We start from the raw sequence: 24,515 nt of genomic DNA, 5'->3' as shown, positions 1-24,515 counted from the left end.
AGCTGTCACAATTGGCCCAGCACCGGGGTACTCACGCGCACGTCGGCGTTTTGTCCGCGATTGCGCAGCAGGTGGTCCATCAGCACGATGGCCATCATCGCCTCGGCAATCGGCGTGGCACGGATGCCCACGCAGGGGTCGTGACGGCCCTTGGTGATCACGTCCACCGGGTTGCCGTGCACATCGATCGAACGGCCCGGCGTGGTGATGCTCGACGTGGCCTTGAGTGCCAGGTGCGCCACGATCGGCTGGCCGGAAGAAATGCCACCGAGGATGCCGCCCGCGTTGTTGCTGAGGAAACCTTCCGGGGTCAGCTCGTCGCGGTGCTCGGTGCCACGTTGGGACACACAGGCGAAACCGGCGCCGATTTCCACACCTTTCACGGCATTGATGCTCATCAGCGCGTGGGCCAGTTCGGCGTCCAGGCGGTCGAAGATCGGTTCGCCCAGGCCAGGCTTGACGCCTTCGGCCACCACGGTGATCTTGGCACCGACCGAGTCCTGGTCGCGGCGCAGCTGGTCCATGTAGGCCTCCAGCTCTGGCACTTTGTCCGGGTCGGGGCTGAAGAAGGCGTTGTCTTCGACGCTGTCCCAGGTCTTGAACGGGATTTCGATCGGGCCCAGCTGGCTCATGTAGCCACGGATCACAATGCCCTGGGTGGCCAGGTACTTCTTGGCAATCGCACCGGCCGCTACGCGCATCGCGGTTTCGCGCGCGGAACTGCGGCCACCGCCACGGTAATCACGCTCGCCGTATTTGTGGTGGTAGGTGTAGTCGGCGTGGGCCGGGCGGAACAGGTCCTTGATGGCCGAGTAGTCCTTGGACTTCTGGTCGGTGTTGCGGATCAGCAGGCCGATGGCGCAACCGGTGGTGCGGCCTTCGAACACGCCGGAGAGGATCTCGACTTCGTCGGGCTCCTGGCGCTGGGTGGTGTGGCGGCTGGTGCCGGGCTTGCGGCGGTCGAGGTCACGCTGCAGGTCTTCCAGAGACAGCTCCAGACCCGGCGGGCAGCCGTCGACAATGGCGACCAACGCCGGGCCATGGCTTTCGCCCGCGGTGGTGACAGTGAACAGTTTGCCGAAGGTATTGCCGGACATGCAGGGCGCTCCGTGAAATCAGTTGAATCAAGTCAACCGTAATAACTTAAGGGCGCCAGTATACGCAGGCTAATCGACTAGTTCATCCTCGAAACCTTACCGGTAGACCTCTGTCCAACCGGCACCTCTCTCATAATGGCGCGATAATGCTGCGAGTTCTGCTGTTTACCCTCACCCTGTTTACCGCCGTGGCCCAGGCCGCCTCCCCCGTCGTGCTGCAACGTCCCATCAGCCTGGACACCGGCAGCGGCGAGCTGTTTGGCTCGTTGCTGCTGCCCCAGTCCGACACCCCGGTGCCGGTGGTGCTGATCATCGCCGGCTCCGGCCCCACGGACCGCAATGGCAACAGCGCCGACGGCGCACGCAATGACAGCCTCAAGCGCCTGGCCTGGGTGCTGGCCCGGCATAACATCGCCAGCGTGCGCTACGACAAGCGCGGCGTGGCCGCCAGCCTGGCCGCCACCCCGGACGAACGCAACCTGACCCTCGACGCCTATGTGGCTGACGCCGTGGCCTGGGGCAAGCTGCTCAAGGCCGACAAACGCATGGGCCCGCTGATCGTGCTGGGCCACAGTGAAGGCGCGTTGGTGGCGGCCCTTGCCGCACCGCAACTCGACCCGGCCGGGGTCATTTCCCTGTCCGGCAGCGCCCGCCCGGTCGACCAGGTGATCCGCCAGCAACTGGCCGACCATCTGCCCCCTGCCCTGCTACTGCGCAGCAATGAAATCCTCGACCACCTCAAGGCTGGCCAGGTGGATGCCGATGTGCCGGGCCCGTTGGAGGGGATATTCCGGCCGAGCGTACAGCCTTACCTGATCAGCCTGTTCCGCGCCGATCCCTCAGCCGCCTTTGCGAAGTTGAAGATGCCGGCCCTGATCCTCCAGGGCACCAACGATATCCAGGTGGGCGTGGGCGATGCCCGGCAACTGAAAAAGGCCAAGCCCGATGCGCAGTTGGCGGTGATCGAAGGCATGAACCACGTGATGCGCATCGTGCCCAACAACGTGAAGGAACAATTGGCCTCCTACAACGACCCGCAATTACCCCTGGCCGCCGAGCTGGGTGAGCGTGTGGTGCGCTTTATCGGCGGACTTGGGCCCCGTTAAGCGACTATTTGCCTCCAGTCCTGGAGAAAGCGGCCGATAAGCCCAGTGTCGACAGTAAAAAGACTGCCGACTCGCTGGGCTTGGACAGGATCGCGCCGCATGACAACCACTGAAGCAACACCGGAACCGACCGCCGAAACCCCGGCTGAAAAAACCGAGGCCAACGACGCGGCCGCCTTGCCGTGGGCGGACGTGCAGGCCGAACGTTTCAAGATGCTGCGCCTGGCGCCCCTGGCCACGGATCGCGCCACCGGCGTGCGACCACTGCGCTTCGTGCAGTTCGGCTACGCCGAGCGCCACGATAAACGCCATAGCCTGTTGCGCATGGTGATTCAATTGCCGGGGCAACGGGTGCGCCGCGAGCAGAACCATTTGGACATCTGGGTCGACCACGACACCCATCGTGTGCATTTCGGCCCGGGCAACAGCCTGGAAATCGAACCCGCCAACCGTGGCATCGGCCGTTTCCTGGTGGCACAAGGGGCGGCGTGGGCGAAGAAGAAGTGGTCCCACTACCGCGTCGACGGTGTGGACCTGGCCAACAAGGACGCACTGAACGAAGCCACGCGCCTGCGCCGCGACCACTTCCTGCGTATCCAGGGGTTTGATGTGGCTTACGCCGATGTGCAGCACCTAAAGGGCAACGTGCAACCGGGCAAGGTCAGCGACGTACTGGACAGCTGGAACACTGAGAAGCTGCAGTTCGTGGAGATCCTCGAAGCCGCGCAGATGCTGCAGCAGGCCGAACAGAACCTGGCAGAGCAGGAAGTGAAGCTGCGCAAGGAAGAGGAAAAGGTCACCAAGTTCAAGCGTGAAGACAGCGGCTTGCGCTTTACCATCACCTGCCTGGTGGCGTTTACCGTGTTTCAGGCGGGGCTGTTGATCTGGATTGCCACGCACCGCTGACAGCGGCTGAAATGCGGTCAAACAGGTGGGAGCTGGCTTGCCTTCGATAGCGGCAGTGAATTCACCATCGCTATCGCAGGCAAGCCAGCTCCCACATTGACCGCGTTCTATCTTGCGATTGGGTTAAATGCGGGCGGCGAAGACGGCCTGATGCTGGCGGCACTGCTCGGCCGTCAACATGAATACGCCGTGACCGCCGCGCTGGAAGTCCAGCCAGGCAAAGTCCACTTCCGGGTACAACGCCTCGACGTGCACCTGGCTGTTGCCCACCTCAACGATCAGCAACCCCTTCTCGGTCAGGTGGTCTGCCGCTTCGGCCAACATGCGCCGCACCAAGTTCAAGCCATCATCACCGCAGGCCAGGCCCAGTTCCGGTTCGTGCTGGTATTCGTCGGGCATGTCGGCGAAATCTTCGGCATCGACATACGGCGGGTTGGACACGATCAGGTCAAAACGCTGGCCCGGCAGGCCGTCGAAGCCATCGCCCTGTACGGTGTACACGCGCTCATCGACGCCATGACGTTCGATGTTCTGGTTGGCCACTTCCAGCGCTTCGAAGGACAAGTCCCCCAATACCACTTCGGCGTCCTGGAACTCATAGGCGCAGGCAATACCGATGCAACCGGAACCGGTGCACAGGTCGAGGATGCGCGCCGGTGGTTGCGCGAGCCAGGGCTCGAAGCGGTTTTCGATCAGCTCGCCAATCGGGGAACGCGGGATCAACACGCGTTCATCGACAATAAACGACAGCCCGCAGAACCACGCCTCTTTCAGCAGGTAGGCGGTGGGCACGCGCTCATGGATACGACGATGCAGCAGACGCTGCACATGGGAGATTTCCTCTTCTTCGAGATTGCAATCCAAGTAGCTGTCAGCAATTTCCCATGGCAGGTGCAAGGCACCGAGCACCAATTGCCGGGCTTCGTCCCAGGCATTATCGGTGCCATGGCCGAAAAACAGGTCTTCCCCATGGAAACGGCTGACAGCCCAACGGATGTGGTCGCGCAAGGTGCGCAGGCGGGATGTGATCACGGGGGAGAACTCCTGGAAAAAACGACGGGCGATTCTAACAGCCTTCGCCTGTCCCTTCGATGTACGAAAATCCTTCGCCATCCGTCGGATTTCATCCATTTTGCCATCATTGCGCTAAACAACCCGCCCACTTGACATGGCTGAACGCCAACAACGGCGTACCTTACGATGGTAGCGGTTCACAGAACCGCTCAGCCAGTGGACAATGTCGCAAAAGCCCCCCTCACAGGAGCCCCAGAATGTCCGTTCCAAAGACGATGTTTCAACTCAGCGGTCGCGGTTACGCAGCAGCCAACCTGAACCATGCGACCCTCGTGATCATCGACGCCCAGAAGGAATACCTCAGCGGCCCACTCGCCCTCTCGGGCATGGATGCGGCGGTTGGCAACATCAAGCAGCTGGTCGCTGCAGCACGTAACGCCGGACGTCCCATCGTGCATGTGCGCCACCTCGGTACCGTGGGCGGCCTGTTCGACCCCCAGGGCGAGCGCGGCCAGTTCATTCCCGGCCTGGAACCCGAAGGTGACGAAACCATCATCGGTAAGCTGCTGCCCAGCGCATTCCACGGCACCGGCCTGGAAAAACACCTGCAAGACCTGGGCTCCCTCGACCTGATCGTGTGCGGTTTCATGAGCCACTCCAGTGTCAGCACCACCGTGCGCGCGGCCAAGAACCTGGGCTTTCGCTGCACCCTGGTGGAAGACGCCTGCGCCACCCGCGACCTGCCTTACAAAGGCGGCATCCTGAGCGCCGAGCACGTGCAACAGACCGAAATGGCCATCATGGCCGATAACTTCGCCACCCTGGCGTTGACCAAAGATCTGATCTGATCGACCTTCCGGTGAGCGGCGCGGCCTGTCTACGGCCCCGCTCATCCGCAAAGCCCTCTCATTTGGCGCATTTACCCCTCCCCCCGGAACAACCTGTGTATTGTCCGGTCGAAGGGCCGATACCCTGGAGGAAAGGTCGGAATGAAGATATCCGATGGTTTTGATGCTCGTCGCTTGCGCCCCAAGGGCCCGAGCAACTGGCGTCTGCGCCTGGTGGCTGGCTTTGCCGCGCTGCTGGCGATTGTAGGTTTGTTGATGGCTGGCGCGGGTGGCGCCGGGTTGTTAGGTCACTCGCCCGCCCTGGGCGAATTGAACGCCAGCCCTGGCGGTTCGGCTATCCTGTTGGCGATCGGGCTGCTGGTGCTGTGGTTGGGCATTTGGTTGTGGCGCCGTAGTCGTCGAAAAATGCGCCAGCCGTTGTCGCTCAATATCGCTTCGCACCTGATGAAAAAGCACGACTGATGGCGCTTGGATAGCGTTTCCTGCGCCCCGGCCGCCGCGATTTAGGTAAACTGCCCGCCCTTCGCGGAGGCTGACATGCAAGACGACGATTTTTCCCTGTTCAAAAACGAGCTGCGCGGCGTCAAGCCGATCAAGCACGACCGTGCCGACACCGGTAAACCCAAGGCTGACCGCGCGCAGATCGCCAAGCTGCGCCAGGCCGCGACCGTGCGCACCGATGCCACCACCGTGGACGGCCTGTCGGACCAGTTTGTGATCGACGTCGGCCCCGAAGACGAGCTGATGTGGGCCCGCGATGGCGTGCAGGAAAGCCAGATGCGCAAACTCAAGGTCGGCCAGATCCCCTTCGAGGGCAGCCTGGACCTGCACGGCATGACCGTGGAAAAAGCCCGGGAGACCCTCTGGGCCTTCCTGGCCGAAGCCACCCGGTTCGAAATCCGCTGCGTGCGCGTCACCCACGGCAAGGCCGTGCGGCTCGATGGCAAGCGGCCAATGATCAAGAGTCACGTCAATACCTGGTTGCGCCAACACGCCCAGGTGCTCGGCTTTACCTCGTGCCAGGCCCGCCACGGCGGCGCGGGTGCCGTGTATGTGATGCTCAAGCGCACCATGATGGAAGGCCGCGACGAGTAACAACTGCCATCGTCAGGCTTGCAGCGATGTGTCCGCCACCGTAACCTTGCGCTTTGCGAAAATCCCACAGGTAGTTTCATGTCCCTGGAACAGAATTACACCGCGATCCTCGGCCAGCTCGGCGAGGACGTTTCCCGCGAGGGCCTGCTCGACACGCCAAAGCGTGCCGCCAAGGCGATGCAGTACCTCTGCCGCGGTTATGAACAGACGCTGGAAGAAGTCACCAACGGTGCCTTGTTCAGCTCCGACAACAGCGAAATGGTGCTGGTCAAGGACATCGAGTTGTACTCGCTGTGCGAACACCACCTGCTGCCGTTCATCGGCAAGGCCCACGTGGCGTATATCCCGAGCGGCAAAGTGCTGGGCCTGTCGAAGGTCGCGCGGATTGTCGACATGTACGCCCGCCGCCTGCAGATCCAGGAAAACCTCAGCCGCCAGATCGCCGATGCGGTCCAGCAGGTGACCGGTGCCCTGGGCGTTGCCGTGGTGATCGAAGCCAAGCACATGTGCATGATGATGCGTGGCGTCGAAAAACAGAATTCGTCGATGATCACCTCGGTGATGCTCGGTGAGTTCCGCGAAAACGCGGCCACCCGCAGCGAATTCCTCAGCCTGATCAAGTAATCGGCTGGGCAGGAAAAGACCGGCGCTCATCGCCGGTTTTTTTTCGCCCGCAGAATTGCTGTAAGCTGCGACCCCTTCTGTCCTGGGCAAGAGGTTCAAGCCATGTTCGTCAAAGCACTTCGAGTGGGCCTCGGCCACGTCATCATCGCGGGCGACTTCCTGACCCGTCCACGTAAAAAGCAGCGCCCTGCCGAACAGCAGGCACAGGTGAACGAGGCCGCCAAGGACCTGACCCTGTACCAGTTCCACGCTTGCCCGTTTTGCGTGAAGACCCGCCGCACCCTGCACCGCCTGAATGTGCCGGTGGCGTTGAAGGACGCCAAGAACAACGAGCAGGACCGCCAGACCCTGCTGGAGCAAGGCGGCAAGATCAAGGTGCCGTGCCTGCGCATCGAAGAGAACGGCCAGACCACCTGGATGTACGACTCCAAGGTGATCATCGACTACCTGGACAAGCGCTTCGCCGCGGTCTGATACACGCGAGTTAACCCTTGTGGGAGCTGGCTTGCCTGCGATAGCGGTGTATCAGTAGCAAAAGTGCAAGCTGACCCGCCGCTATCGCAGGCAAGCCAGCTCCCACATTTAGTTCGGTGTTATCAAATCCAGTTCCAGCAGCGCCGAGCCCAGGCACTTGCCATGGGCATCCAGCGCCAGCGAACGTGTCACCCCGCCACGCAAAATCCCCGGCAGCACGAAGTTCAGCGCCTGCACATTGGGCAATTCATACCGTCGCACCGGCGCCTCCCCTGGCTCGCGCAAGCCCGCGAAGTACTCGGCCACACGCTCAGCGGTCAGGTGCTCACACAGCAATGGATAATCTTCGGCCCGGTACGCAATGATCGAGATGTTCGACGTGTCGCCCTTGTCCCCGGTACGGGAATGGGCCAGCGTGTGCAGCTTCATGCTTGAATCCTCGGATTGACCTTATCGCGTGGCAGTAATAACGACGCCACCGCCACCACCTGCCGCACGCTTTTACTCGCCCCACCGCCGCCCGACGGGCCGTTGGTGTAGAGGGTTTCCACCTCATTGCCCACGCGCACCGCTTCGCTGCGCGCTTCACAACGGGCCGCTACGCGCAGGCGCACTTCCCAGGGTTCAACGCCGCTGCGTGGGCCGTGCAGCGAGTCCATGCCGATCAATTCGGCGCGTACGTCCTGCATCTTCACGCCCATCAATTCCAGGCGCTTGAGCACCACATCCCGCGCCAGTTGGGCCCGTGCGACAGCGCCAGGCCCGCCGTAGGACATCTGCCCCTCGCCAATCCAACCGTCCAGATAACCGACACTGACTTTCAACTGTTCGGGCCGCGAACGCCCTCCCGCGCCCTGGGCACGCACCCGATCAACGCTTTCTTCAACAAACCCGACCTTGGAAAAATCGGCCGTCACATCCGGCGTCAGGTACGCCGACGGGTCATGCACCTCATAGATCAATTGCTCCGTACACGTAGCGCGGCTGACGCGACCACCTGAACCGTTGACCTTGGTGATCAGCGCTTCACCCTCGGCATCGATCTCGGCCAACGGAAAACCCAGGCGCGCCAGGTCATCCACATCCTTGAACCCGGGGTCAGCGAAGTAACCACCGCTGACCTGCCCGGCACACTCAAGCAAATGCCCCACCAGCGTGCCGCGCCCCAGGCGCTGCCAATCGTCCTGCGCCCAGCCGAATTCAAACATCTGCGGCGCCAGGAACAGCGAAGGGTCAGCCACGCGCCCGGTGATCACCACGTCCGCATCCGCGTGCAACGCCTGCAGAATGCCGTCGACGCCCAGGTAGGCGTTCGCCGAAAGCAGCCGCTCGCCCAAGGAGCCAACGGTCTGGCCGTTATCCAGCACAAACTCGGGTTGCAAGGCCTGCAATACGTCATCGCCGACCACGGCAACCACCTTGAGAGCCCGGCCCAGCTCAGCCGCAATCCGTCGCACTTCATCAGCCGCCGCCACCGGGTTGGCCGCGCCCATATTGGTGATCACTCGCAAGCGTCGGCGCCCGGCCTTCGTGCCGACAAAGGGCAGCACGCGGCGCATGCGTTCACTCAGCAGCGGGTCGTAGCCGCCCTGTGGGTCGTTGATCCGTGCCTGTTGCGCCAACGCGATCGTGCGTTCAGCCAGGCACTCGAACACCAGGTAATCCAGATCGCCTTGTTCGGCCAGTTCCACGGCGGGCTCGATACGGTCGCCGGAGTAGCCGGCGCCGGAACCGATGCGCAAGGTTTTCATCTCAAATTACTCCCAGGAGCAACGCGGTCAGGGTCATCAGCACCGACGCGGCAAACAGAAACGGAATGGTGAAGCGCTGGTGATCGGCCAATTCGATCTTGCACAGGCCCACCAACAGGAAGGTTGCGGGGGTCAGCGGGCTGACCGGGAAACCGGTGGTGTGCACGCCCAGCAACGAGGCCTGGGCCACTTGCAGCGGGTCGACGCCCAGGGCCTTGCCCACTTCGGCGATCACCGGCATCACGCCGAAATAGTAGGAATCGGGGTCGAACAGCATGCTCAGCGGCATGGAAATAAAGCCCACCACCGCCGGGATCAACTTGCCATGGCCGGCCGGGATCTGCGCCACCGCCACTTCGGCAATCGCCTTGAGCATGCCGGTGCCTTGCATGATGCCGGTGAACACGCCGGCGGCGAGCAGGATGCTGGCCATGGTCAGGGCGGTTTTCGCATGGGCGTCGATGCGTGCACGCTGGGCGTCCACGTTCGGGTAGTTGATGCACAGCGCGACCACGGTGCCGAGCATGAACATCACCACCGGATCGACCCAGCCGGCGATCATCACCACCATCACCAGCACGGTCAGTACCAGGTTGACCCAGAACAGACGCGGGCGACGCAGCTTGATGTCGTCGTCGCTGAGCACCCGTTGCGGCACCGCGCCCACCGAGGAGCCGGCGCCCAGGCCCAGGCGTTTTTCCTCACGGCGCCCCAGCCACCAGGCGCAGGCGAACACAAAGATCAAACCGACGATCTGCACCGGAATCAACGGCTGGAACAGGTCAGCCACCGGCACATGCAGGGCCGCCGAGGAGCGCAGGACGGGGCCGGTCCATGGCAGGAAGTTGACCCCGGCCGCCATCGCACACACACAGGCGAGGATGCGTTTGTCGATGCCCAGCCGCGTATACAGCGGCAACATCGCCGGCACCGTGACCAGGAAGGTCACTGCGCCGGAACCGTCCAGGTGCACCAGCAACGCCAGGGTGGCGGTGCCTACAACAATGCGCGTAGGACGCGTCCCTACCGTGCGCAGGATGCGATCAATGATGGGGTCAAGCATGCCGGCGTCGGTCATGATCCCGAAAAACAGGATGGCAAACACAAACATGCCCACCACGGGGGCGACGTTCTTGATGCCGGTGATGATAAAGGCGCTGGTTTGCAGGCCGAAACCGCCGAGCAGCGCAGCGATGATCGGCAACGCGATCAGGGCTACCAGGGGCGAGAGGCGTTTGCTCATGACGGCAGCGAGCAGGCACAGGATGGTGATGACACCCAGGGTTGCGAGCATGGGTTACTCCAGAGCGGCCTTGGTGGCCGGTTATTGTTTTCCCTGGAGTATTGGAAGCGGGTTAGTCTTTGTAAATTGGAATATTCACCGGTCAGTGTTCGGAAAAACAAAATGAAGAACAGCATCCAACACATTCAAGCGTTTCTTGCCGTGGCCCGTACGGGCAGTTTCACCAAGGCGGCCAACGAACTGCACCTGTCACCTTCGGCATTGACTGTGCAGGTGCAACAGCTGGAAGACTGGCTCGGCGTCGCCCTGCTCGACCGCAGCCCGCGGCATGTCAGCCTCACTGCGGCCGGCCAGGACGCCCGTGGGCCCATGGAAAAACTGCTGCTGGACCTGGACAACATCGTCACCGGCTCCCGCGACCTGGCGGCCTTGCGCCGGGGCGTGGTCACCCTTGCCGCCCTGCCCTCGGTATGCGCCGGCACCTTGCCGCCCGTGCTGCGCCTGTTCCGCGAGCGTTTTGCCGGGATCGAAGTGCGCCTGCATGACCTGGTAGCCCACCGCATTCACGCCCAGGTACGTTCCGGCGAAGTGGATTTTGGTATTGGCGTGCGGGCGCGGCTCAGCCACGGGCTGGGGTTCGTGCCGGTGCTCAATGATCGCCTGTGTGCGTTTGTACCGGTGAGCCACCCCCTCACTCGTCACCGCCAACTGACCCTTGAGCAACTGGCAGACCAGCCGATCATCCTGACCGGGCGCGACAGCAGCGTGCGTGAGCAAGTGGATGGGTTGTTCGATGAGACGCGACTGACGCTGAACGCGGGCATGGAAGCCAACTACATGTCGACAGTATTGGCACTGGTGCGTCAGGGATTGGGGATCAGTGTACTGCCGGAATCGGCGGCGGACAGCCTGGAGGGGTTGAAGCGCATCCCCATCGATCACCCCGGCGTGAACCGGGAAATCGGCTTGATCACGCGCAGCGGGATGGGCTTGAGCCCGGCGGCGCAGCGGTGCTTTGACCTGCTGAACGAGCAATTATCTGATACACCGCAGAACTAAAATTAGAGCAGGCTTGTGTGGGAGCCGGGCTTGCCCGCGATGGCATCACCTCGGCACAACTGACAGACCGAGTTGCCCGCATCGCAGGCAAGCCAGCTCCCACATCTGAACCGTATTATCAGTCCAGCATCGCGACGTGTTTTGGATGGTTGGCAACGCGAGCCAGCCACGCCTGCACGCCCGGGTAGGCGTCCAGGTCAAAACCACCCTCGTGAGCCACGTGGGTGTAGGCATACAAGGCCACGTCGGCAATGGAGAACTGCTCACCCACCAGGTACGGCGTCAGTTGCAGCTGGCGCTCCATGACTTTCAGCGCCTTGTAGCCGCCTTTGTGCAGCTTCTTGTATTCCTCGAGGCGATCTTCTGGCAGTCCCAGGTAAAACTGAATGAAGCGCGCCACTGCGATATACGGCTCATGGCTGTACTGCTCGAAGAACTGCCATTGCAGCACCTGGGTGCGCAGGCGTGGCTCGCTGGGCAGGAACTCGCTGCCATCAGCCAGGAAGTTGAGGATCGCGTTGGATTCCCACAGGCAGGTGCCGTCTTCCAGCTCCAGCACCGGGATCTTGCCGTTGGGGTTCTTGGCCAGGAATTCAGGGGTCTGGGTGTCGCCCTTGAGAATATCGACATCGATCCATTGATACGGGATGCCCAGCAAGTTGAGCATCAATTTGACCTTGTAGCAGTTGCCCGACTTGTAATCGCCATAAACCTTGTACATGGACCTTCCCCTTATGCCGCTTGCGCGTGCTGTGCTTGACGGACCACTGCGGCCAAACGCTTGAGACCTTCGTCCAAACGGGCCGGGTCGATATGACTGAAATTGAGTCGCAGCGAACCATGGTGCTGGTCCGGCTCGGAAAAGAACGGTTCACCGGGCATGAACGCGACGTCCTGATCGAGCGATGGAGCCAACAAAGTGCGGGTATCCAGCGGCTGTTTCAAGGTCAGCCAGAAGAATAATCCGCCCTGGGGCACCTGCCAGTCGGCCAGGTCCGCAAAATGACGCTCCAGCGCAGCCTGGAATGCATCGCGGCGTTCACGGTAAAAGCTGCGCAGTTCCACCCGATGCTGCTGGTATTTTTCGCTGCCGATCCACTGCATTGCCTGCCATTGCCCGACGCGATTGGTGTGCAGATCCGCCGACTGCTTGAGCTTGAGCAGGTGCGGAAACAGGTCCGGGCTGGCGATCAAATAGCCGACACGCAGGCCCGGCAGCAAGGTCTTGGACACTGTGCCGGTGTAGATCCAGCTGGCTTTTTTCAGGCGCCCGGCGATGGGTTTGGCGCTGCCGCCGTCGAAGGTCAGCTCGCGGTAAGGCTCGTCTTCGATCAGCGTCACGCCAAATTCATCGAGCAAGGCTGCGACCGCCGCGCGCTTGGCCTCGCTGTAACGCACGGCCGAAGGGTTCTGGAAGGTCGGGATCAGGTAGATGAACGCCGGGCGGTGGCGCTCAAGCCTGGCACGCAAGGCCGCCAGGTCGGGGCCATCGGCTTCCAACGGCACGGTGAGGCAGTCGGCGCCGAACAGCTGGAAGATTTGCAGCGCGGCCAGGTAGGTCGGGCCTTCCAGCAGGATCGGCGTGCCCTTGTCGATGTACAGCTTGGCCGCCAGGTCGAGGGTTTGCTGGGAGCCACTGACCACCAGCACCTGGCTGGCCTGGCACGGCACGCCCAGGGCGCGGGCCTCGGCGGCGAGCAATTCGCGCAGTTGCGGCTCGCCTTCGCTCATGCCGTATTGGCCGATGGTCAAGGGCATGGCGTCCCAGTTCAATGCCGGCAACATCGCTTCGGCCGGCAGGCCGCCGGCAAACGACATCACTTCCGGACGCTGGGCAGCCGCGAGGATTTCACGGATCAAGGAGCTTTTGAGGCGCGTAACACGTTCTGAGAAGGCCATAAGGTCACCGCTAGCGAAGCCTGTGGGAAATACGTCAAACTGGTTGACCGAAATTACGACGACTTCAACGGATACGTCAATATGCTTGACCTTAAAAATCCCGCCAGCCAGCAAGAAGCCATGGAAGCCTTCTTCTTCGGCTACCAGGCCTTTACCGCCAAGGCCGATGAAATGCTTGAGCGCCGTGGCCTGAGCCGGGTGCACCAGCGCATCGTGTTTTTTATTGCGCGTTACCCGGCCTTAAGCGTGAAGGAGTTGCTGGAACTGCTCGGCGTGAGCAAGCAGGCGCTGAACATCCCGCTGCGCCAATTGCAGGAAATGCACCTGGTGGACAGCGTCGCGTCCGAGACTGACAAGCGCAAACGCCTGCTGCAATTGAGTGAGGAAGGCGTACGCCTGGAGCAGTCGCTGCGGCGTGAGCAGGTGAAGCTGTTGCAGCGGGCCTTCAGCGACGCCGGGGAAGAGGCGGTCAGTGGCTGGCTGGCGGTCAATCAAGCGCTGTGTGCTACCCGTAATGTGTAACGGTCGCATGCCTGATTAACCAGGCGCCTAAGCGTTTTTCGCCGGCAAGCCGGCTCCTACAGGAGCCATTCATCTGTCGTACTGAAAACATTATTTGCTTTATTTGTATACAAAAGCATAATCCACATCGAGTGAGTTCTTGACCTATTGGTCAACAAACTTGCCAGCACCTCAAAGCGCTGTTGCCCACCTTTGTGACCGGCGCTGGAAATAACAATAAAACTCTTGAGGAGTACTCGCTGTGGAAAGCCGCAAATCCGAAGCCCCGACGCTGGACATCGCCCCGCCCAACAACAGCTGGCTAGAACGCCTGTTCAAGCTCAGCGTGCATGGCACCACAGTGAAGACCGAGCTGATCGCCGGCCTCACCACCTTCATCACCATGGCCTACATCATCTTCGTCAACCCCAACATCATGGCCGACGCCGGCATTGATCACGGCGCGGCGTTCGTCGCCACCTGCATCGCCGCCGCGCTGGGCTGCCTGCTGATGGGCCTGTACGCCAACTGGCCCGTGGGCCTGGCGCCCGGCATGGGCCTGAACGCGTTCTTCACCTACACCGTGGTCGGCACCATGGGCTACCACTGGGAAACCGCGCTGGGTGCGGTGTTTATCTCCGGCGTGCTGTTCATGGGCCTCACCCTGTCCCGCGTGCGCGAATGGCTGCTCAACAGCATTCCGGTCAGCCTGCGCCACGCCATGGGCGCCGGTGTCGGCCTGTTCCTCGGTGTAATCGGCTTGAAGACCGCCGGCATCATCGTCGACAGCCCCGCCACCCTGATCAAGCTCGGTTCGCTGCATGAGCCCGCACCGTTACTGGCAGCCGTGTGCTTCCTGCTGATCGCCATCCTCAGCTATCACCGTGTGTTCGGCGCGATCCTGATCAGCATCATCGCCGTCACCTTCGCGGGCTGGGGCCTGGGCCTGGTGCATTACAACGGCATGATCTCCACCCCACCGAGCCTGGCACCGACCTGGATGGCCATGGACGTGAAAGGTGTATTCAATATCAGCATGATCAGCGTGGTATTTGCCTTTCTTTTTGTACACATGTTCGACACTGCAGGTACACTGATGGGCGTCGCGCAGCGCGCCGGCCTGGTGAACGCCGATGGGCGCATCGATAACCTGTCCCGCGCCTTGAAGGCCGACAGCGCCTCCAGCGTATTCGGTGCCATGGTCGGCGTGCCGCCCGTGACCAGCTACGTGGAAAGTGCTGCCGGTGTGGCAGCCGGTGGTCGTACCGGACTCACGGCGGTAACCGTGGGTGTGCTGTTTGTGGCGGCGATGTTTTTCGCCCCGCTGGCCGGCATGATCCCGGCCTACGCCACGGCAGGTGCGCTGATCTACGTGGCAATGCTGATGATGGCAAGCATGGCGCACATCAACTGGGATGAAGCCACCGACAGCATCCCGGCGATTGTCACTGCGATCATGATGCCGCTGACCTTCTCGGTGGCCGACGGGATCGCCCTGGGTTTCATCACCTATGTGGCGCTCAAGGCCGGCACCGGCAAGTACCGTGAAATCTCCGCGAGCCTGTGGGTGCTGTGCGCGATCTTTATCGCCAAATTCATATTTCTATAAAGGAGCAACGGATGAACCTGGAAACCTGGCTACTGTTCAGCGGCGCAGCATGGGTGGTGATCCTGATACCCGGGCCACTGTCACTGTTGATGATCAGCAACAGTCTCAACTACGGCCTGCGCCGTTCGTATCCAGCGTTTCTCGGTGGGGTATCTGCTTCGATCCTCCTGCTCAGTGCTTCGGCACTGGGCCTTGGTGCGCTGCTGCTGGCATCGGAACAGTTGTTCAGCGCCCTGAAGATCGTCGGCGCGGTGTACCTGTTCTACCTCGCCTGGCAGAGCTGGCAGCAATCGCGGCAACCGGCCAAGGCCGCAGAAGTGCCCTACAGCGCGCCGGTTCCACGCTTTCGTGCGCTGTTTGGCCGGGCTTTCGTACTCGGCGCCAGCAACCCCAAGGACATCCTGTTCTTCGCCGCATTCCTGCCGCAGTTCCTCCACAGTGAGCAGGCCTTCATCCCGCAATTGCTGATCATGATCGCCACCTGGACCGTACTGGACCTGCTGTGCAAGGTGTTCTACGGACTCAGCGCCCACGGCGCTGCGCGTTACTTGCGCAGCGGCAAGGGCCAGGGCTGGTTCAATCGCGTGAGCGCGGCCTTGTTTGCTGGCGCCGGCGGTGCGGCCTTGGCGCGGGCCTGAGGCTGCCGAACCGCACGAAGAACACCGTCGGGGCTGTCGTGGGTGTCCATTGGATGCCTGCGATGATCCTCACCAGGCGCCCTTCGTCCATCGCTTGCTTGATGGGCGCGAACGCCGTGGCAAAGCTCGCTGTGGCGGCGCGGTAGTTGAACCACTCGTCAGTCAGTTGCATGGCACGCGCCGCATACAACTTGAAGCTAGCGGTATTGGCCCAGCGTGTGAGCACGAAATACAGGTTGTTGGACTGTGGATGGGTACAGCTGAAATCCACGGTCGCGCCAGAGCCGGCTTTCTTTTCGACGCTAAGTACGCTGAACCCCTGTTGTTCGAGGATATCCCTGACGGCATGCTGCATCATATGGGACCGCTCGAGCAGGTTGTGCTGGGTGGGCGCTCGCAGATCAAGTGGCGGCGGTTGCCGCAGAATGAAGTCCAACCGGTCAAACCCCGGTGTGGTCGATTCGCGGCCAATATAGACACTGGTACTGCTGGCACTGTGCAGGGGCCGCAACAACTTGAGCAGATCATCGGTTTGCCCGGCAGTGCTGGGCACCCCCCACCGCTCCAGGGTCGCCTTCAGGCGCAGCAGATGGGTAGCGGTCAGGCGGCGGCTGGGGTCAGACAACTCCAGCAGGCGGTCGATCAGGAACGTGCGACTGTTGGCGGTCATGCCCGGAAAGCCCCGCGCCAGCGACACCCGTAACGACTCGCTGAACAACGGGCGATGGAACGTCCAGCGACCGTCCGCCCCCAAGGTGGCCGGTATCGGTTGATCAAAGGTCCCGGCCTCCAGCCAATAGGCAATGTCCAACGAGGCCGCATGTTCCAGCGGACGATCACGAATGATGAACACCACTTTACGTGGCGACACCTGGGAACCGTCAGGCAGCAGTCGGTAGTGGCGAGCGTCATACTGAAGCACCCTGTAACGCTGCGCCGAGGGCGGCCCGGACACGTCGAAGATCCCGAGTTCAGGGACAGCGTTGGTCAAGGTCATGGGCGTATTGATCGCCCAGGCTTCAAAGGTCTTGGGCGCCATGGTCACCTGGGACAGGCGTTGCTCTAGCGCCCCCAATGACGGCGGCACCCACTCTGTGGTGTGCGACGCTGCAAAAGGCCGCCATACCGCTGAACTCGGGCCGGGTTGTGGGGATGGCGGTGGCGCATCCGCGCCCAGCGCCCAGTCGCGATCTTCGCGGATCTGCAGCACCAGCTCCCCCTCCGCTTCGCCGCCCGGGCTTTTCACCCGCCATGCTTGCTCATCCCCGCGCCGATAGATCGGGTAATGGTGTTCGCCATCGGCCATGAACAGCTCGCCGTTTTTAACGTATACGCCCTTGTTGCCCGGCCCACTCAGGGGCACGGCGCCGTCGCTGGAGAAGGGTTTCCTGAAGCGCTCCAGCAACGTGACGGGGCGCGGGGCTGGCGGCAGCCGAGTCAACCCGCGCCCCCGGCGATGGAGCTGGCGCAGCCCTCTGCGCAGTCCGGTGCTGCCGCCTGGTCGGGTGCCGGGGGCAAATGCCGTCAGCACATCGATAAACGCCATCAGCGTCAGAAACGCCACGTCCACCGCATCCTCGGGCGTGCCGCTAAGGTGGTAGCGCCCGGCAGCCAGCAACAGTTCATACAGGCTGACAACCGTACCGATCACCGGAATGAAGGACAAAAGACCGCGCACCGTGGCGTCCGCCTGTTCGCCCAGACGCAGCTCGCGGTAGCGCGCCAGCGTCGCACGGGTGTTGGCACTGGCGTGGGCCTGCTGCTGAAGCTCAAGCCTGCGCGCGTGGACGAACAGGGCCAGGGCGTCGCGCTGGGAGGTGGGCACGATCGCCAACCAGGCGCCCGGCTGCGCATCGATCTGTTCCTGGATTTGCGCCTCGATGGCGGACAGCGTGGCAACCGGCAGTTTGTGCCTGATCTTGAAGCTGCGCACCAGTCGTCGGATCGCTTCGTACACCCTGAGAATCCCATAGCCATGAACAGGCCTGGACCCGACGGCAATCAACAGTACCAGGGGCGTTCGCAAGGGTACCGGTTGCCCGGGATAAGTGGCCAAGGCGTCCTCTTCCCAGCCAGGTGCGACCCGTTGCGCCAACGCCTTGATACAGTCTGCGTTGGCACCTGCTCGATTCAAATGCGCCAGGGCCTCGGCCTGGCTGCTGTATTCGGCGAGCACCGGGTAGCCCATGGCACCCGGCCAATACACCAGGCAACGCTGGGACAGGGTATCGGTGATGACCAGCACGCCGGCAATATGTCGGTCATGGGCGAGCGTATGGCCGCGCAAGCGCAAGAAACCAAGGCTGACGTGATCCGCCCCCCTGGTGGTCATGGCCGTGTCGAACAGGCTTTTACCGGCTGCCGAAAGCCCCTGGCGCACCGCCGAATACACCTGCATCTGCGCCAGCTGCAAGGTGGTGCGATCGATGAGCCCTGGTGGGAGCGCGCGCGGGCCCGGCGCAAATACGCGCTGGATCAAGCGCTGGTATTGGCCACCGAGGTCCAGTGCCGACAGGGTCTTGATCAGGTAACGCGGGGTCAGGCGCTGTTTCCACGCAGGTTGCAGATAACGCGCGCGATTGAGTCGCCATTCGGTCCACGGCGCCTGGGCGTCCAGATTGTGCAATGCCAGGTCCAGCAGGCTGAACGGCGTGCGCTGTGCGCTGGCGACCTTTTTGACCTGGCGCTCGCCGGGCACGCACTGGCTCGACCAACCGCAGAATTGGGCACTGACATCATCCGGCATCTCCAGCAGCGGCTGGTCCACGTCCAGCTCCGGGTAAAAACCATCCTGGGTCAGTTGGGCTACCAGCCGCTCGCGTGCAAAGGTGTGCAACGGCGGCAGGACCTGCCACAGCCGATCCTCAAGCGCCAGGGCACTGGACAGGTAGCGCCGCTGCAAACGTCCATAGACCTGACGCTGGGCGGTGGTGGCCGTGGCCAGCCAGGCCGGTCGGCTTTTCGCCTGCTCGGCGGCAAAACGAACAAAGTCGACGTTGGCCAGGGCCAGGGTCCGCGCATCATTGCCCGGCACCTGCAGGTGCTCGCGCAGTTCCATCGCCAGCCATTGCAGGCCCTGGGCCGGGTCACTGACCTCACTGAACACTCGCCTGTCCGCCTCCAGCTGTTTGCGCAACCGCGCATAGTGTTCAACCGTTGCCTTGAAGTCTTCGTGAAGTACGTCATTTTCAGTGATTCGATAGTCCGGCACGGTCGGTCGGGAGAAGGCCAAACGTGCAGCGGCGCGCTCATCCCGAGCGATGCACCGCCACAACACCGAGCCGTCACGGCTGGCAAAGCTGGCCCGAAGCGCTTGGGACAAGGCCTCCAAGTGATCGAACACCGCAGTCCCGCCGAAGCCGCCCGCCACCACCAGGATCACCGGTTGCACCCAGGTCGGTTCGATCACTGCGCGGGCGGTGGTCACCACGAAAGCCCCCTGCAAACGGTGGCTGCCCATCGCGATACGCAGCACACGGGTGTCACTGCCCAGGCGCTGGCTGGCCAGAGGCTTGCTGAGGACTTCCAGCAACCGGTCCAGGTGGGTCTGCTTGATGATTCCAAGGCTGTGATCAAGCTGGGCGTCCAGGCGCAACGCCAGGCGCCGGGCATTCAATACCCGCGTGGCGCGCTTGTGGGTGTCATCAAGCCGTTCCAGCCAGAACCCTGTCTCGAACAGACGCCCCTCCTCAGCCTGGGTCGAATGCCCGATGATCTGCGCCTGGGCTTGGCGCTGGGCTTCGCGGCGTGCAAAGGCCTGGTAGGCCGTATCGTCACCGGGCGTCTGCAGCAAGGCCTCCATGCCACTTTCGTAACGCTGCACCTGACGCTCACAGGCACCGCGCGAAAGGTCGCCCGACACTCGGGAGAACACGATGTCTGCCTGGCGACGCTGGCGATCCCACTCCAGCAAGGTGTCAAGGACCGTCTCGAATGGCAGGCCGTTGCCCAGGCGCGTGCGGCCCTGCTCAACCGTCCGCAGCAGGCGCGCGAGCCATCGACTCGGCAACGGATCGTCAGGCGCTGTCGGCGCAGCGTAATGAAGGGACAGCACGCAGCCCCATTCATTGTTCCATTGGCCCTCCAGCAAGGCCTGCGCACTGTGGGCCAACGCGTCTTGCGTGAGTGCACTCCCGACCGGCATCGGCGCCTGCACCTGACGATGCAGTGGCAGGTAGTGCCACCATTGCCCCAACAACGATCGATGCACGAGGTCGGGCAACTGCGCCTGCATCTGGGCCCCGGAACTGAACTCATGAAACCCGCGCGATAACCCTGGCAGGTAGATGACCTGCAGCCCATCAACGGCCCCTGCCCGACTGATGTGCAAGGCACCCGGAAGCGCCAGCACCCCGTGCTCGGCATGGGGCCATGAGACTGTTGCCACTTGGACCGTCGCCCAGGCCCCTCCGGCCCGCTGGCGCGTCTCTGCGTCGGGGGCGTCGATCAGTTGCCCGAGCATGGCGTAACCGTTATCCGACAGGTGGAACAGCTGATGCGCGAGGAAAGCCTGGTCGGCAAACAACGCCTTGCGCAATTCGACCCAGCGTTCGCGACGCGAAAGCCAGGTGCCTTGGGCCAGTTGCTGCCAGTAGTCCGCCGTGGCGCTATTGATACGGTCCAACAGCCGCAACTGTCGGACACGCTCCAGCGCCTGCCAGGCATTGAACGCCAGCGCGCACGTAGGCTGGCCTTGCACGCTCAAGGCGGTGAAATGGTGCAGGTTGATCGGCACACCGGGGTCGCTGAACAAGGCCAGCGCCCGATCGGTCAAGCTGTTGACGTGAAGGGGCGATTGGGGCGGTGGCGGTTCGCTGAAGAGCAGGGTGTCCGGGTCCAGGGCGAACGCTTCGCGCAAGGCATGGCGGATGATGGACAAAATGCGCGGCGCCCGCCCCGCCAGGTGCCCCAGCTCTTTCGCGTGGTGCATGCAGCGCGCGTGGGCGGCATGGATCTGGTTGATCGTACGGCTGGGTTCGCGCGCACGATTGACCCGCCGTGTCAGCAGTGCGCGAATCGCCGCCAGGCGCTGCTCCCGGGTCACGGCGGGATCGTCGAAATCGAAGGCGGGCGAGATAGGATCGGGCGTGTCTGGACTCATGACGGCTCTTCAAGGCTGAAACAGCCGAGCCTAGGCACTCTCTCCTGTGCCGGTGCGTTACATAATTGGCAGACGAAAAAAAGCCCGCAGTGTGGGCGGGCGAAAATCCAACGAAGAGCTTTGGGGGTGTGAAGCGAGGTGACGCTAGCTACCGCGATACGTGGAGTAGCTGTAGGGCGAAATCAGTAGCGGGACATGGTAGTGATCCTGTTCGGCGTTGATGCCGAAGCGCAGCACCACCACATCCAGGAAAGCCGGTTCAGGCAATTGCACGCCGCGGGCGCGGTAGTAATCGCCGGCGCCGAACTGCAGCTGGTAGACACCGCTGCGGTAGTCGTCACCTTGCAGCAAGGGGGCGTCGCACCGGCCATCGCTGTTGGTCAGGGCCGTGGCAACCAGTTCCAGCTGCGCGCCTTCGACGCGGTACAGCTCGACCTTGATTGCGCTGCCGGGGCAGCCGTGTGCGGCGTCCAAAACGTGTGTGGTCAAACGTCCCATGGCGTCTACGCGCCTCCTTAAGCCAGTAGAAGAAAGGTCCGCACTTTTCCGGGGCATCAAAAAAGCCGGCGATGACTGATTAAGACACTTTTTAAAAAAATTGTACACAATAAATTAAACAAATTACCGGATCGCCATTCGAACCGGGTTGCCGACGGGGGTGGTGTGCCTGATAGTCCCTTGGGAGGCGATCGCCGGCAAGCCGGCTCTTACAAATCGGTGTTGTGTAGAAAGATTTTGTGGTTTAGCTGACCAGGCAGGCAAGTTTCTTGCAGTACCTTTGAGTGGGGTGTGACAGAAAAAATGCAGAAATGCAGGCTTACAAAGTTGGCAATAAGTTGTATACAATCACTCATCGCTGTGACGCCACCCAGTCATTTCACTGCCCGGCCGCCACATGAATGATCACGAACAAGAAGGAAGACTGCAGTGAGCGCTGACTACCCACGCGACCTGATCGGTTACGGCAGTAACCCTCCTCACCCCCACTGGCCGGGCAAGGCACGCATTGCGCTGTCTTTCGTACTCAATTACGAAGAAGGCGGCGAACGCAACATTTTGCACGGTGACAAAGAGTCCGAAGCCTTCCTCTCGGAAATGGTCTCGGCCCAGCCGCTGCAAGGCGCGCGCAACATGAGCATGGAGTCGCTGTACGAATACGGCAGCCGTGCCGGTGTGTGGCGCATCCTCAAGCTGTTTAAAGAGTTCGACATTCCGCTGACCATCTTCGCCGTGGCCATGGCCGCCCAGCGCCACCCGGACGTGATCCGCGCGATGGTCGAGGCCGGCCACGAGATCTGCAGCCACGGCTATCGCTGGATCGACTACCAGTACATGGACGAGGCCCAGGAGCGCGAGCACATGCTCGAAGCCATCCGCATCCTCACCGAACTGACCGGCGAACGCCCACTGGGCTGGTACACCGGGCGCACCGGCCCCAACACGCGCCGGCTGGTGATGGAGGAAGGCGGCTTCCTCTACGATTGCGACACCTACGACGACGACCTGCCCTACTGGGAGCCCAACACCCCCACTGGCAAGCCGCACTTGGTGATCCCTTACACCCTGGACACCAACGACATGCGCTTCACCCAGGTGCAGGGCTTCAACAAGGGCGACGACTTCTTCGAGTACCTCAAGGACGCGTTCGACGTGCTCTACGCTGAAGGCGCCGAGGCACCGAAGATGCTCTCCATCGGCCTGCATTGCCGCCTGATTGGCCGCCCTGCGCGCCTGGCGTCGCTGAAGCGCTTTATTGAATACGTCAAAGGTCACGAGCAGGTCTGGTTCACTCGCCGAGTGGACATTGCCCGTCACTGGCACCAAACCCACCCCCACACGGGAGCGGCGAAATGACTGCGTTCCACACCCTGAAGCCCTCGACCTTGAGCCGCGACGCATTCGTCCAGGCCTTCGCCGACATCTACGAACACTCGCCATGGGTGGCCGAAAAGGCCTTCGACCTGGGCCAGGACCCTTCGATCGACCAGATCGAAACCCTGCACCAACGCATGAGCGACATCCTGTTGAGCGCCGATCACACCAGTCAGCTGGCCCTGATCAACGCTCACCCGGACCTGGCCGGCAAAGCCGCCGTCCAGGGCCAACTGACCCAAGCCAGCACCGATGAACAGGCTGGCGCGGGGATTCACCAATGCACGGCCGAAGAGTTTTCTCGCTTCACCGAGCTGAACGATGCCTACAAGGCCAAGTTCAAGTTTCCCTTCATCATGGCGGTAAAAGGCAGCAACCGGCATCAGATCCTTGCCGCGTTCGAAACGCGCATCCACCACTCGGTCGACACCGAGTTCAAATGCGCACTGGCCGAGATCAACAAGATCGCGTTGTTCCGTTTACTGACTCTTTAAGCAACCCTCGCCCGAGTGTTCATGAGCACCCAGGGCCTGGTGAGCATCCCAAGCCACTCTATTTAAGGCAGACAAGAAGAATGAAAGCGCAACCCGTACCTTTCGAGAAGTTCGTCAACCTGGCCGACGCCCGCCTGGGCACCAAGATCCTCTCCGTGACCGATGACTGGTTCGCCGACGCCAACCGCCTGTTCCAGCCGACCCCGGCCGTGTGGAAGGAGGGCGTTTTCGATGACAACGGCAAGTGGATGGACGGCTGGGAATCGCGCCGCAAGCGCTTCGAAGGCTACGACAGCGCCGTGATCCGCCTGGGCGTACCGGGCTCGATCAAAGGCGTGGACATCGACACTTCATTCTTCACCGGCAACTTCCCGCCGTCGGCCTCCCTGGAAGCCTGCTTCCTGGCCTCGGGCGACCCTGATGAAAACACCCAGTGGGTAGAAGTACTGTCGGCCGTCGAGTTGCAAGGCAACAGCCATCACTTCCACGAGATCAACAACGACCAGGCGTTCAGCCACCTGCGTTTCAACATCTACCCGGATGGCGGCGTGGCCCGTCTGCGTGTGTACGGCGTGCCGTTCCGCGATTGGTCCTCGGTGGGCGACAACGAACAGGTCGACCTGGCCGCCGCCTTGAACGGCGGCCGTGCCCTGGCCTGCTCCGACGAACACTTCGGCCGCATGAGCAACATCCTCAACCCGGGCCGTGGCATCAACATGGGCGATGGCTGGGAAACCGCACGTCGTCGCACGCCGGGCAATGACTGGGTGATCGTCGCCCTGGGCCACCCGGGTGAGATCGAGAAAATCATCGTCGACACCCTGCACTTCAAGGGCAACTACCCGGACACCTGCTCGATCCAGGGCGCCTTCGTGAAGGGCGGCACCGACAGCCAGATCGAAACCCAATCGCTGTTCTGGCGCGAACTGCTGCCGGCGCAGAAACTGGAAATGCACGCTGAACACACCTTCGTCGAGCAGATCAAGGCGCTGGGGCCCATCACCCACATCCGCCTGAACGTGTTCCCGGATGGTGGCGTGAGCCGCCTGCGCGTTTTGGGCAAGGTAGCGAAGTAAGCGGTGATGCCATTCGCGAGCAAGCCCGCTCCCACATTTGAAATGCATTCCCCTGTGGGAGCGGGCTTGCTCGCGAAGGCGTCAGATCAAACAACACAAAATTCGGAT

23 protein-coding genes are annotated in these 24,515 nt (G+C 62.2%); 14 read left to right on the top strand and 9 right to left on the bottom strand.

All coding sequences use genetic code 11. From position 1 onward, the window contains the following. Positions 1-5: 5 nt before the first annotated feature. The gene (gene aroC / locus ACVWVP_RS13530; protein WP_016976377.1) at positions 6-1,097 is read right to left on the bottom strand and encodes a chorismate synthase; all 1,092 of its coding nucleotides are present in this window, start codon (positions 1,095-1,097) and stop codon (positions 6-8) included. 143 nt (positions 1,098-1,240) lie between these two features. Between aroC and ACVWVP_RS13525 the strand changes: the two genes are divergently transcribed. Continuing rightward, positions 1,241-2,203: an alpha/beta hydrolase gene (locus ACVWVP_RS13525; protein WP_178921366.1), complete on the top strand. Its 963-nt coding sequence runs from the start codon at positions 1,241-1,243 to the stop codon at positions 2,201-2,203. A 99-nt stretch (positions 2,204-2,302) separates the two neighbouring features. Beyond that, the gene (locus ACVWVP_RS13520) at positions 2,303-3,109 is read left to right on the top strand and encodes a hypothetical protein (RefSeq protein WP_457406436.1); all 807 of its coding nucleotides are present in this window, start codon (positions 2,303-2,305) and stop codon (positions 3,107-3,109) included. A gap of 123 nt (positions 3,110-3,232) precedes the next feature. Here the strand turns inward: ACVWVP_RS13520 and prmB are convergent, their stop codons facing one another. Then, positions 3,233-4,141 carry a 50S ribosomal protein L3 N(5)-glutamine methyltransferase gene (prmB, locus tag ACVWVP_RS13515; protein WP_178921364.1) on the bottom strand — a complete coding sequence of 303 codons (909 nt, stop codon included), beginning with the start codon at positions 4,139-4,141 and terminating at the stop codon, positions 3,233-3,235. Positions 4,142-4,380: 239 nt separating this feature from the next. On the opposite strand from prmB, the gene ACVWVP_RS13510 reads away from it, so the two are divergent. The 5 genes from ACVWVP_RS13510 to ACVWVP_RS13490 all read left to right on the top strand — a co-directional run bounded on the left by ACVWVP_RS13510 (position 4,381) and on the right by ACVWVP_RS13490 (position 7,164). Beyond that, positions 4,381-4,971, top strand: a complete 591-nt coding sequence (locus ACVWVP_RS13510; protein ID WP_259174067.1) for a cysteine hydrolase family protein — start codon at positions 4,381-4,383, stop codon at positions 4,969-4,971. Positions 4,972-5,112: 141 nt separating this feature from the next. After that, positions 5,113-5,433 (top strand): hypothetical protein, encoded by a 321-nt coding sequence (locus tag ACVWVP_RS13505; RefSeq protein ID WP_178921360.1) that lies wholly within the window; start codon positions 5,113-5,115, stop codon positions 5,431-5,433. Positions 5,434-5,508: 75 nt separating this feature from the next. Continuing rightward, the gene (locus ACVWVP_RS13500) at positions 5,509-6,066 is read left to right on the top strand and encodes a Smr/MutS family protein (protein ID WP_259174068.1); all 558 of its coding nucleotides are present in this window, start codon (positions 5,509-5,511) and stop codon (positions 6,064-6,066) included. Positions 6,067-6,144: 78 nt separating this feature from the next. Continuing rightward, the gene (gene folE, locus ACVWVP_RS13495) at positions 6,145-6,690 is read left to right on the top strand and encodes a GTP cyclohydrolase I FolE (protein ID WP_003204506.1); all 546 of its coding nucleotides are present in this window, start codon (positions 6,145-6,147) and stop codon (positions 6,688-6,690) included. A 102-nt stretch (positions 6,691-6,792) separates the two neighbouring features. Beyond that, the gene (locus tag ACVWVP_RS13490) at positions 6,793-7,164 is read left to right on the top strand and encodes a glutathione S-transferase N-terminal domain-containing protein (protein WP_259174089.1); all 372 of its coding nucleotides are present in this window, start codon (positions 6,793-6,795) and stop codon (positions 7,162-7,164) included. Between the two features lie 108 nt (positions 7,165-7,272). Here ACVWVP_RS13490 and ACVWVP_RS13485 read toward each other — a convergent pair whose 3' ends face one another. Genes ACVWVP_RS13485 through ACVWVP_RS13475 form a run of 3 tightly spaced genes read right to left on the bottom strand, consistent with a single transcriptional unit; the run spans position 7,273 to position 10,209 of the window. Then, positions 7,273-7,593: an AtuA-related protein gene (locus ACVWVP_RS13485; protein ID WP_457406431.1), complete on the bottom strand. Its 321-nt coding sequence runs from the start codon at positions 7,591-7,593 to the stop codon at positions 7,273-7,275. After that, positions 7,590-8,915 (bottom strand): acyclic terpene utilization AtuA family protein, encoded by a 1,326-nt coding sequence (locus ACVWVP_RS13480; protein ID WP_457406429.1) that lies wholly within the window; start codon positions 8,913-8,915, stop codon positions 7,590-7,592. The genes ACVWVP_RS13485 and ACVWVP_RS13480 overlap by 4 nt, the downstream gene beginning before the upstream one ends. A gap of 1 nt (position 8,916) precedes the next feature. Then, a complete protein-coding gene (locus ACVWVP_RS13475; protein WP_457406427.1) occupies positions 8,917-10,209 on the bottom strand; it encodes a CitMHS family transporter in 1,293 nt (430 codons plus the stop codon). Positions 10,210-10,320: 111 nt separating this feature from the next. On the opposite strand from ACVWVP_RS13475, the gene ACVWVP_RS13470 reads away from it, so the two are divergent. After that, a complete protein-coding gene (locus ACVWVP_RS13470) occupies positions 10,321-11,217 on the top strand; it encodes a LysR family transcriptional regulator (protein ID WP_259174095.1) in 897 nt (298 codons plus the stop codon). A 118-nt stretch (positions 11,218-11,335) separates the two neighbouring features. Here ACVWVP_RS13470 and ACVWVP_RS13465 read toward each other — a convergent pair whose 3' ends face one another. Together ACVWVP_RS13465 and ACVWVP_RS13460 are read right to left on the bottom strand one after the other, a co-directional pair. Continuing rightward, positions 11,336-11,938 (bottom strand): glutathione S-transferase family protein, encoded by a 603-nt coding sequence (locus ACVWVP_RS13465; RefSeq protein WP_178921346.1) that lies wholly within the window; start codon positions 11,936-11,938, stop codon positions 11,336-11,338. An 11-nt stretch (positions 11,939-11,949) separates the two neighbouring features. Next, a complete protein-coding gene (locus ACVWVP_RS13460) occupies positions 11,950-13,116 on the bottom strand; it encodes an aminotransferase-like domain-containing protein (RefSeq protein WP_178921345.1) in 1,167 nt (388 codons plus the stop codon). An 81-nt stretch (positions 13,117-13,197) separates the two neighbouring features. Here ACVWVP_RS13460 and ACVWVP_RS13455 point away from each other — a divergent pair, with 81 nt between their 5' ends. The 3 genes from ACVWVP_RS13455 to ACVWVP_RS13445 all read left to right on the top strand — a co-directional run bounded on the left by ACVWVP_RS13455 (position 13,198) and on the right by ACVWVP_RS13445 (position 15,864). Then, the gene (locus ACVWVP_RS13455) at positions 13,198-13,638 is read left to right on the top strand and encodes a MarR family winged helix-turn-helix transcriptional regulator (RefSeq protein WP_259174096.1); all 441 of its coding nucleotides are present in this window, start codon (positions 13,198-13,200) and stop codon (positions 13,636-13,638) included. Between the two features lie 241 nt (positions 13,639-13,879). After that, positions 13,880-15,226, top strand: coding sequence for an NCS2 family permease (locus tag ACVWVP_RS13450; RefSeq protein ID WP_178921341.1), 1,347 nt, complete (start codon positions 13,880-13,882; stop codon positions 15,224-15,226). Between the two features lie 11 nt (positions 15,227-15,237). Further along, positions 15,238-15,864 carry a LysE family translocator gene (locus tag ACVWVP_RS13445; protein ID WP_259174098.1) on the top strand — a complete coding sequence of 209 codons (627 nt, stop codon included), beginning with the start codon at positions 15,238-15,240 and terminating at the stop codon, positions 15,862-15,864. On the opposite strand, the gene ACVWVP_RS13440 is transcribed toward ACVWVP_RS13445, so the two are convergent. Further along, a complete protein-coding gene (locus ACVWVP_RS13440) occupies positions 15,803-20,965 on the bottom strand; it encodes a dermonecrotic toxin domain-containing protein (RefSeq protein WP_457406423.1) in 5,163 nt (1,720 codons plus the stop codon). The genes ACVWVP_RS13445 and ACVWVP_RS13440 overlap by 62 nt on opposite strands. 144 nt (positions 20,966-21,109) lie before the next feature. Further along, on the bottom strand, positions 21,110-21,463 hold the full coding sequence (gene uraH / locus ACVWVP_RS13435; RefSeq protein ID WP_457406421.1) for a hydroxyisourate hydrolase: 354 nt from the start codon (positions 21,461-21,463) through the stop codon (positions 21,110-21,112). Positions 21,464-21,892: 429 nt separating this feature from the next. Here uraH and puuE point away from each other — a divergent pair, with 429 nt between their 5' ends. The 3 genes from puuE to alc all read left to right on the top strand — a co-directional run bounded on the left by puuE (position 21,893) and on the right by alc (position 24,407). Then, positions 21,893-22,819 (top strand): allantoinase PuuE, encoded by a 927-nt coding sequence (gene puuE / locus ACVWVP_RS13430; RefSeq protein WP_178921333.1) that lies wholly within the window; start codon positions 21,893-21,895, stop codon positions 22,817-22,819. Next, the gene (gene uraD / locus ACVWVP_RS13425) at positions 22,816-23,331 is read left to right on the top strand and encodes a 2-oxo-4-hydroxy-4-carboxy-5-ureidoimidazoline decarboxylase (protein WP_457406419.1); all 516 of its coding nucleotides are present in this window, start codon (positions 22,816-22,818) and stop codon (positions 23,329-23,331) included. The genes puuE and uraD overlap by 4 nt, the downstream gene beginning before the upstream one ends. A gap of 80 nt (positions 23,332-23,411) precedes the next feature. Beyond that, positions 23,412-24,407: an allantoicase gene (gene alc / locus ACVWVP_RS13420; RefSeq protein WP_178921328.1), complete on the top strand. Its 996-nt coding sequence runs from the start codon at positions 23,412-23,414 to the stop codon at positions 24,405-24,407. The last annotated feature ends 108 nt before the right edge of the window (positions 24,408-24,515 follow it).

The sequence above is a fragment of the Pseudomonas sp. TE24901 genome (genome assembly GCF_054058375.1).
The sequence above is the reverse complement of the archived record's forward strand: the minus strand, read 5'-3'. Positions and strand labels throughout refer to the sequence as shown.

What these genes read in the sequence shown, in the direction of transcription:
- aroC (WP_016976377.1), bottom strand. Translation starts at nt 1,097, where the DNA reads ATGTCCGGCAATACCTTCGGCAAACTGTTCACTGTCACCACCGCGGGC.
- ACVWVP_RS13520 (WP_457406436.1), top strand. Translation starts at nt 2,303, where the DNA reads ATGACAACCACTGAAGCAACACCGGAACCGACCGCCGAAACCCCGGCT.
- ACVWVP_RS13510 (WP_259174067.1), top strand. Translation starts at nt 4,381, where the DNA reads ATGTCCGTTCCAAAGACGATGTTTCAACTCAGCGGTCGCGGTTACGCA.
- ACVWVP_RS13505 (WP_178921360.1), top strand. Translation starts at nt 5,113, where the DNA reads ATGAAGATATCCGATGGTTTTGATGCTCGTCGCTTGCGCCCCAAGGGC.
- ACVWVP_RS13500 (WP_259174068.1), top strand. Translation starts at nt 5,509, where the DNA reads ATGCAAGACGACGATTTTTCCCTGTTCAAAAACGAGCTGCGCGGCGTC.
- folE (WP_003204506.1), top strand. Translation starts at nt 6,145, where the DNA reads ATGTCCCTGGAACAGAATTACACCGCGATCCTCGGCCAGCTCGGCGAG.
- ACVWVP_RS13490 (WP_259174089.1), top strand. Translation starts at nt 6,793, where the DNA reads ATGTTCGTCAAAGCACTTCGAGTGGGCCTCGGCCACGTCATCATCGCG.
- ACVWVP_RS13485 (WP_457406431.1), bottom strand. Translation starts at nt 7,593, where the DNA reads ATGAAGCTGCACACGCTGGCCCATTCCCGTACCGGGGACAAGGGCGAC.
- ACVWVP_RS13480 (WP_457406429.1), bottom strand. Translation starts at nt 8,915, where the DNA reads ATGAAAACCTTGCGCATCGGTTCCGGCGCCGGCTACTCCGGCGACCGT.
- ACVWVP_RS13475 (WP_457406427.1), bottom strand. Translation starts at nt 10,209, where the DNA reads ATGCTCGCAACCCTGGGTGTCATCACCATCCTGTGCCTGCTCGCTGCC.
- ACVWVP_RS13470 (WP_259174095.1), top strand. Translation starts at nt 10,321, where the DNA reads ATGAAGAACAGCATCCAACACATTCAAGCGTTTCTTGCCGTGGCCCGT.
- ACVWVP_RS13465 (WP_178921346.1), bottom strand. Translation starts at nt 11,938, where the DNA reads ATGTACAAGGTTTATGGCGATTACAAGTCGGGCAACTGCTACAAGGTC.
- ACVWVP_RS13460 (WP_178921345.1), bottom strand. Translation starts at nt 13,116, where the DNA reads ATGGCCTTCTCAGAACGTGTTACGCGCCTCAAAAGCTCCTTGATCCGT.
- ACVWVP_RS13455 (WP_259174096.1), top strand. Translation starts at nt 13,198, where the DNA reads ATGCTTGACCTTAAAAATCCCGCCAGCCAGCAAGAAGCCATGGAAGCC.
- ACVWVP_RS13445 (WP_259174098.1), top strand. Translation starts at nt 15,238, where the DNA reads ATGAACCTGGAAACCTGGCTACTGTTCAGCGGCGCAGCATGGGTGGTG.
- ACVWVP_RS13440 (WP_457406423.1), bottom strand. Translation starts at nt 20,965, where the DNA reads ATGAGTCCAGACACGCCCGATCCTATCTCGCCCGCCTTCGATTTCGAC.
- uraH (WP_457406421.1), bottom strand. Translation starts at nt 21,463, where the DNA reads ATGGGACGTTTGACCACACACGTTTTGGACGCCGCACACGGCTGCCCC.
- uraD (WP_457406419.1), top strand. Translation starts at nt 22,816, where the DNA reads ATGACTGCGTTCCACACCCTGAAGCCCTCGACCTTGAGCCGCGACGCA.
- alc (WP_178921328.1), top strand. Translation starts at nt 23,412, where the DNA reads ATGAAAGCGCAACCCGTACCTTTCGAGAAGTTCGTCAACCTGGCCGAC.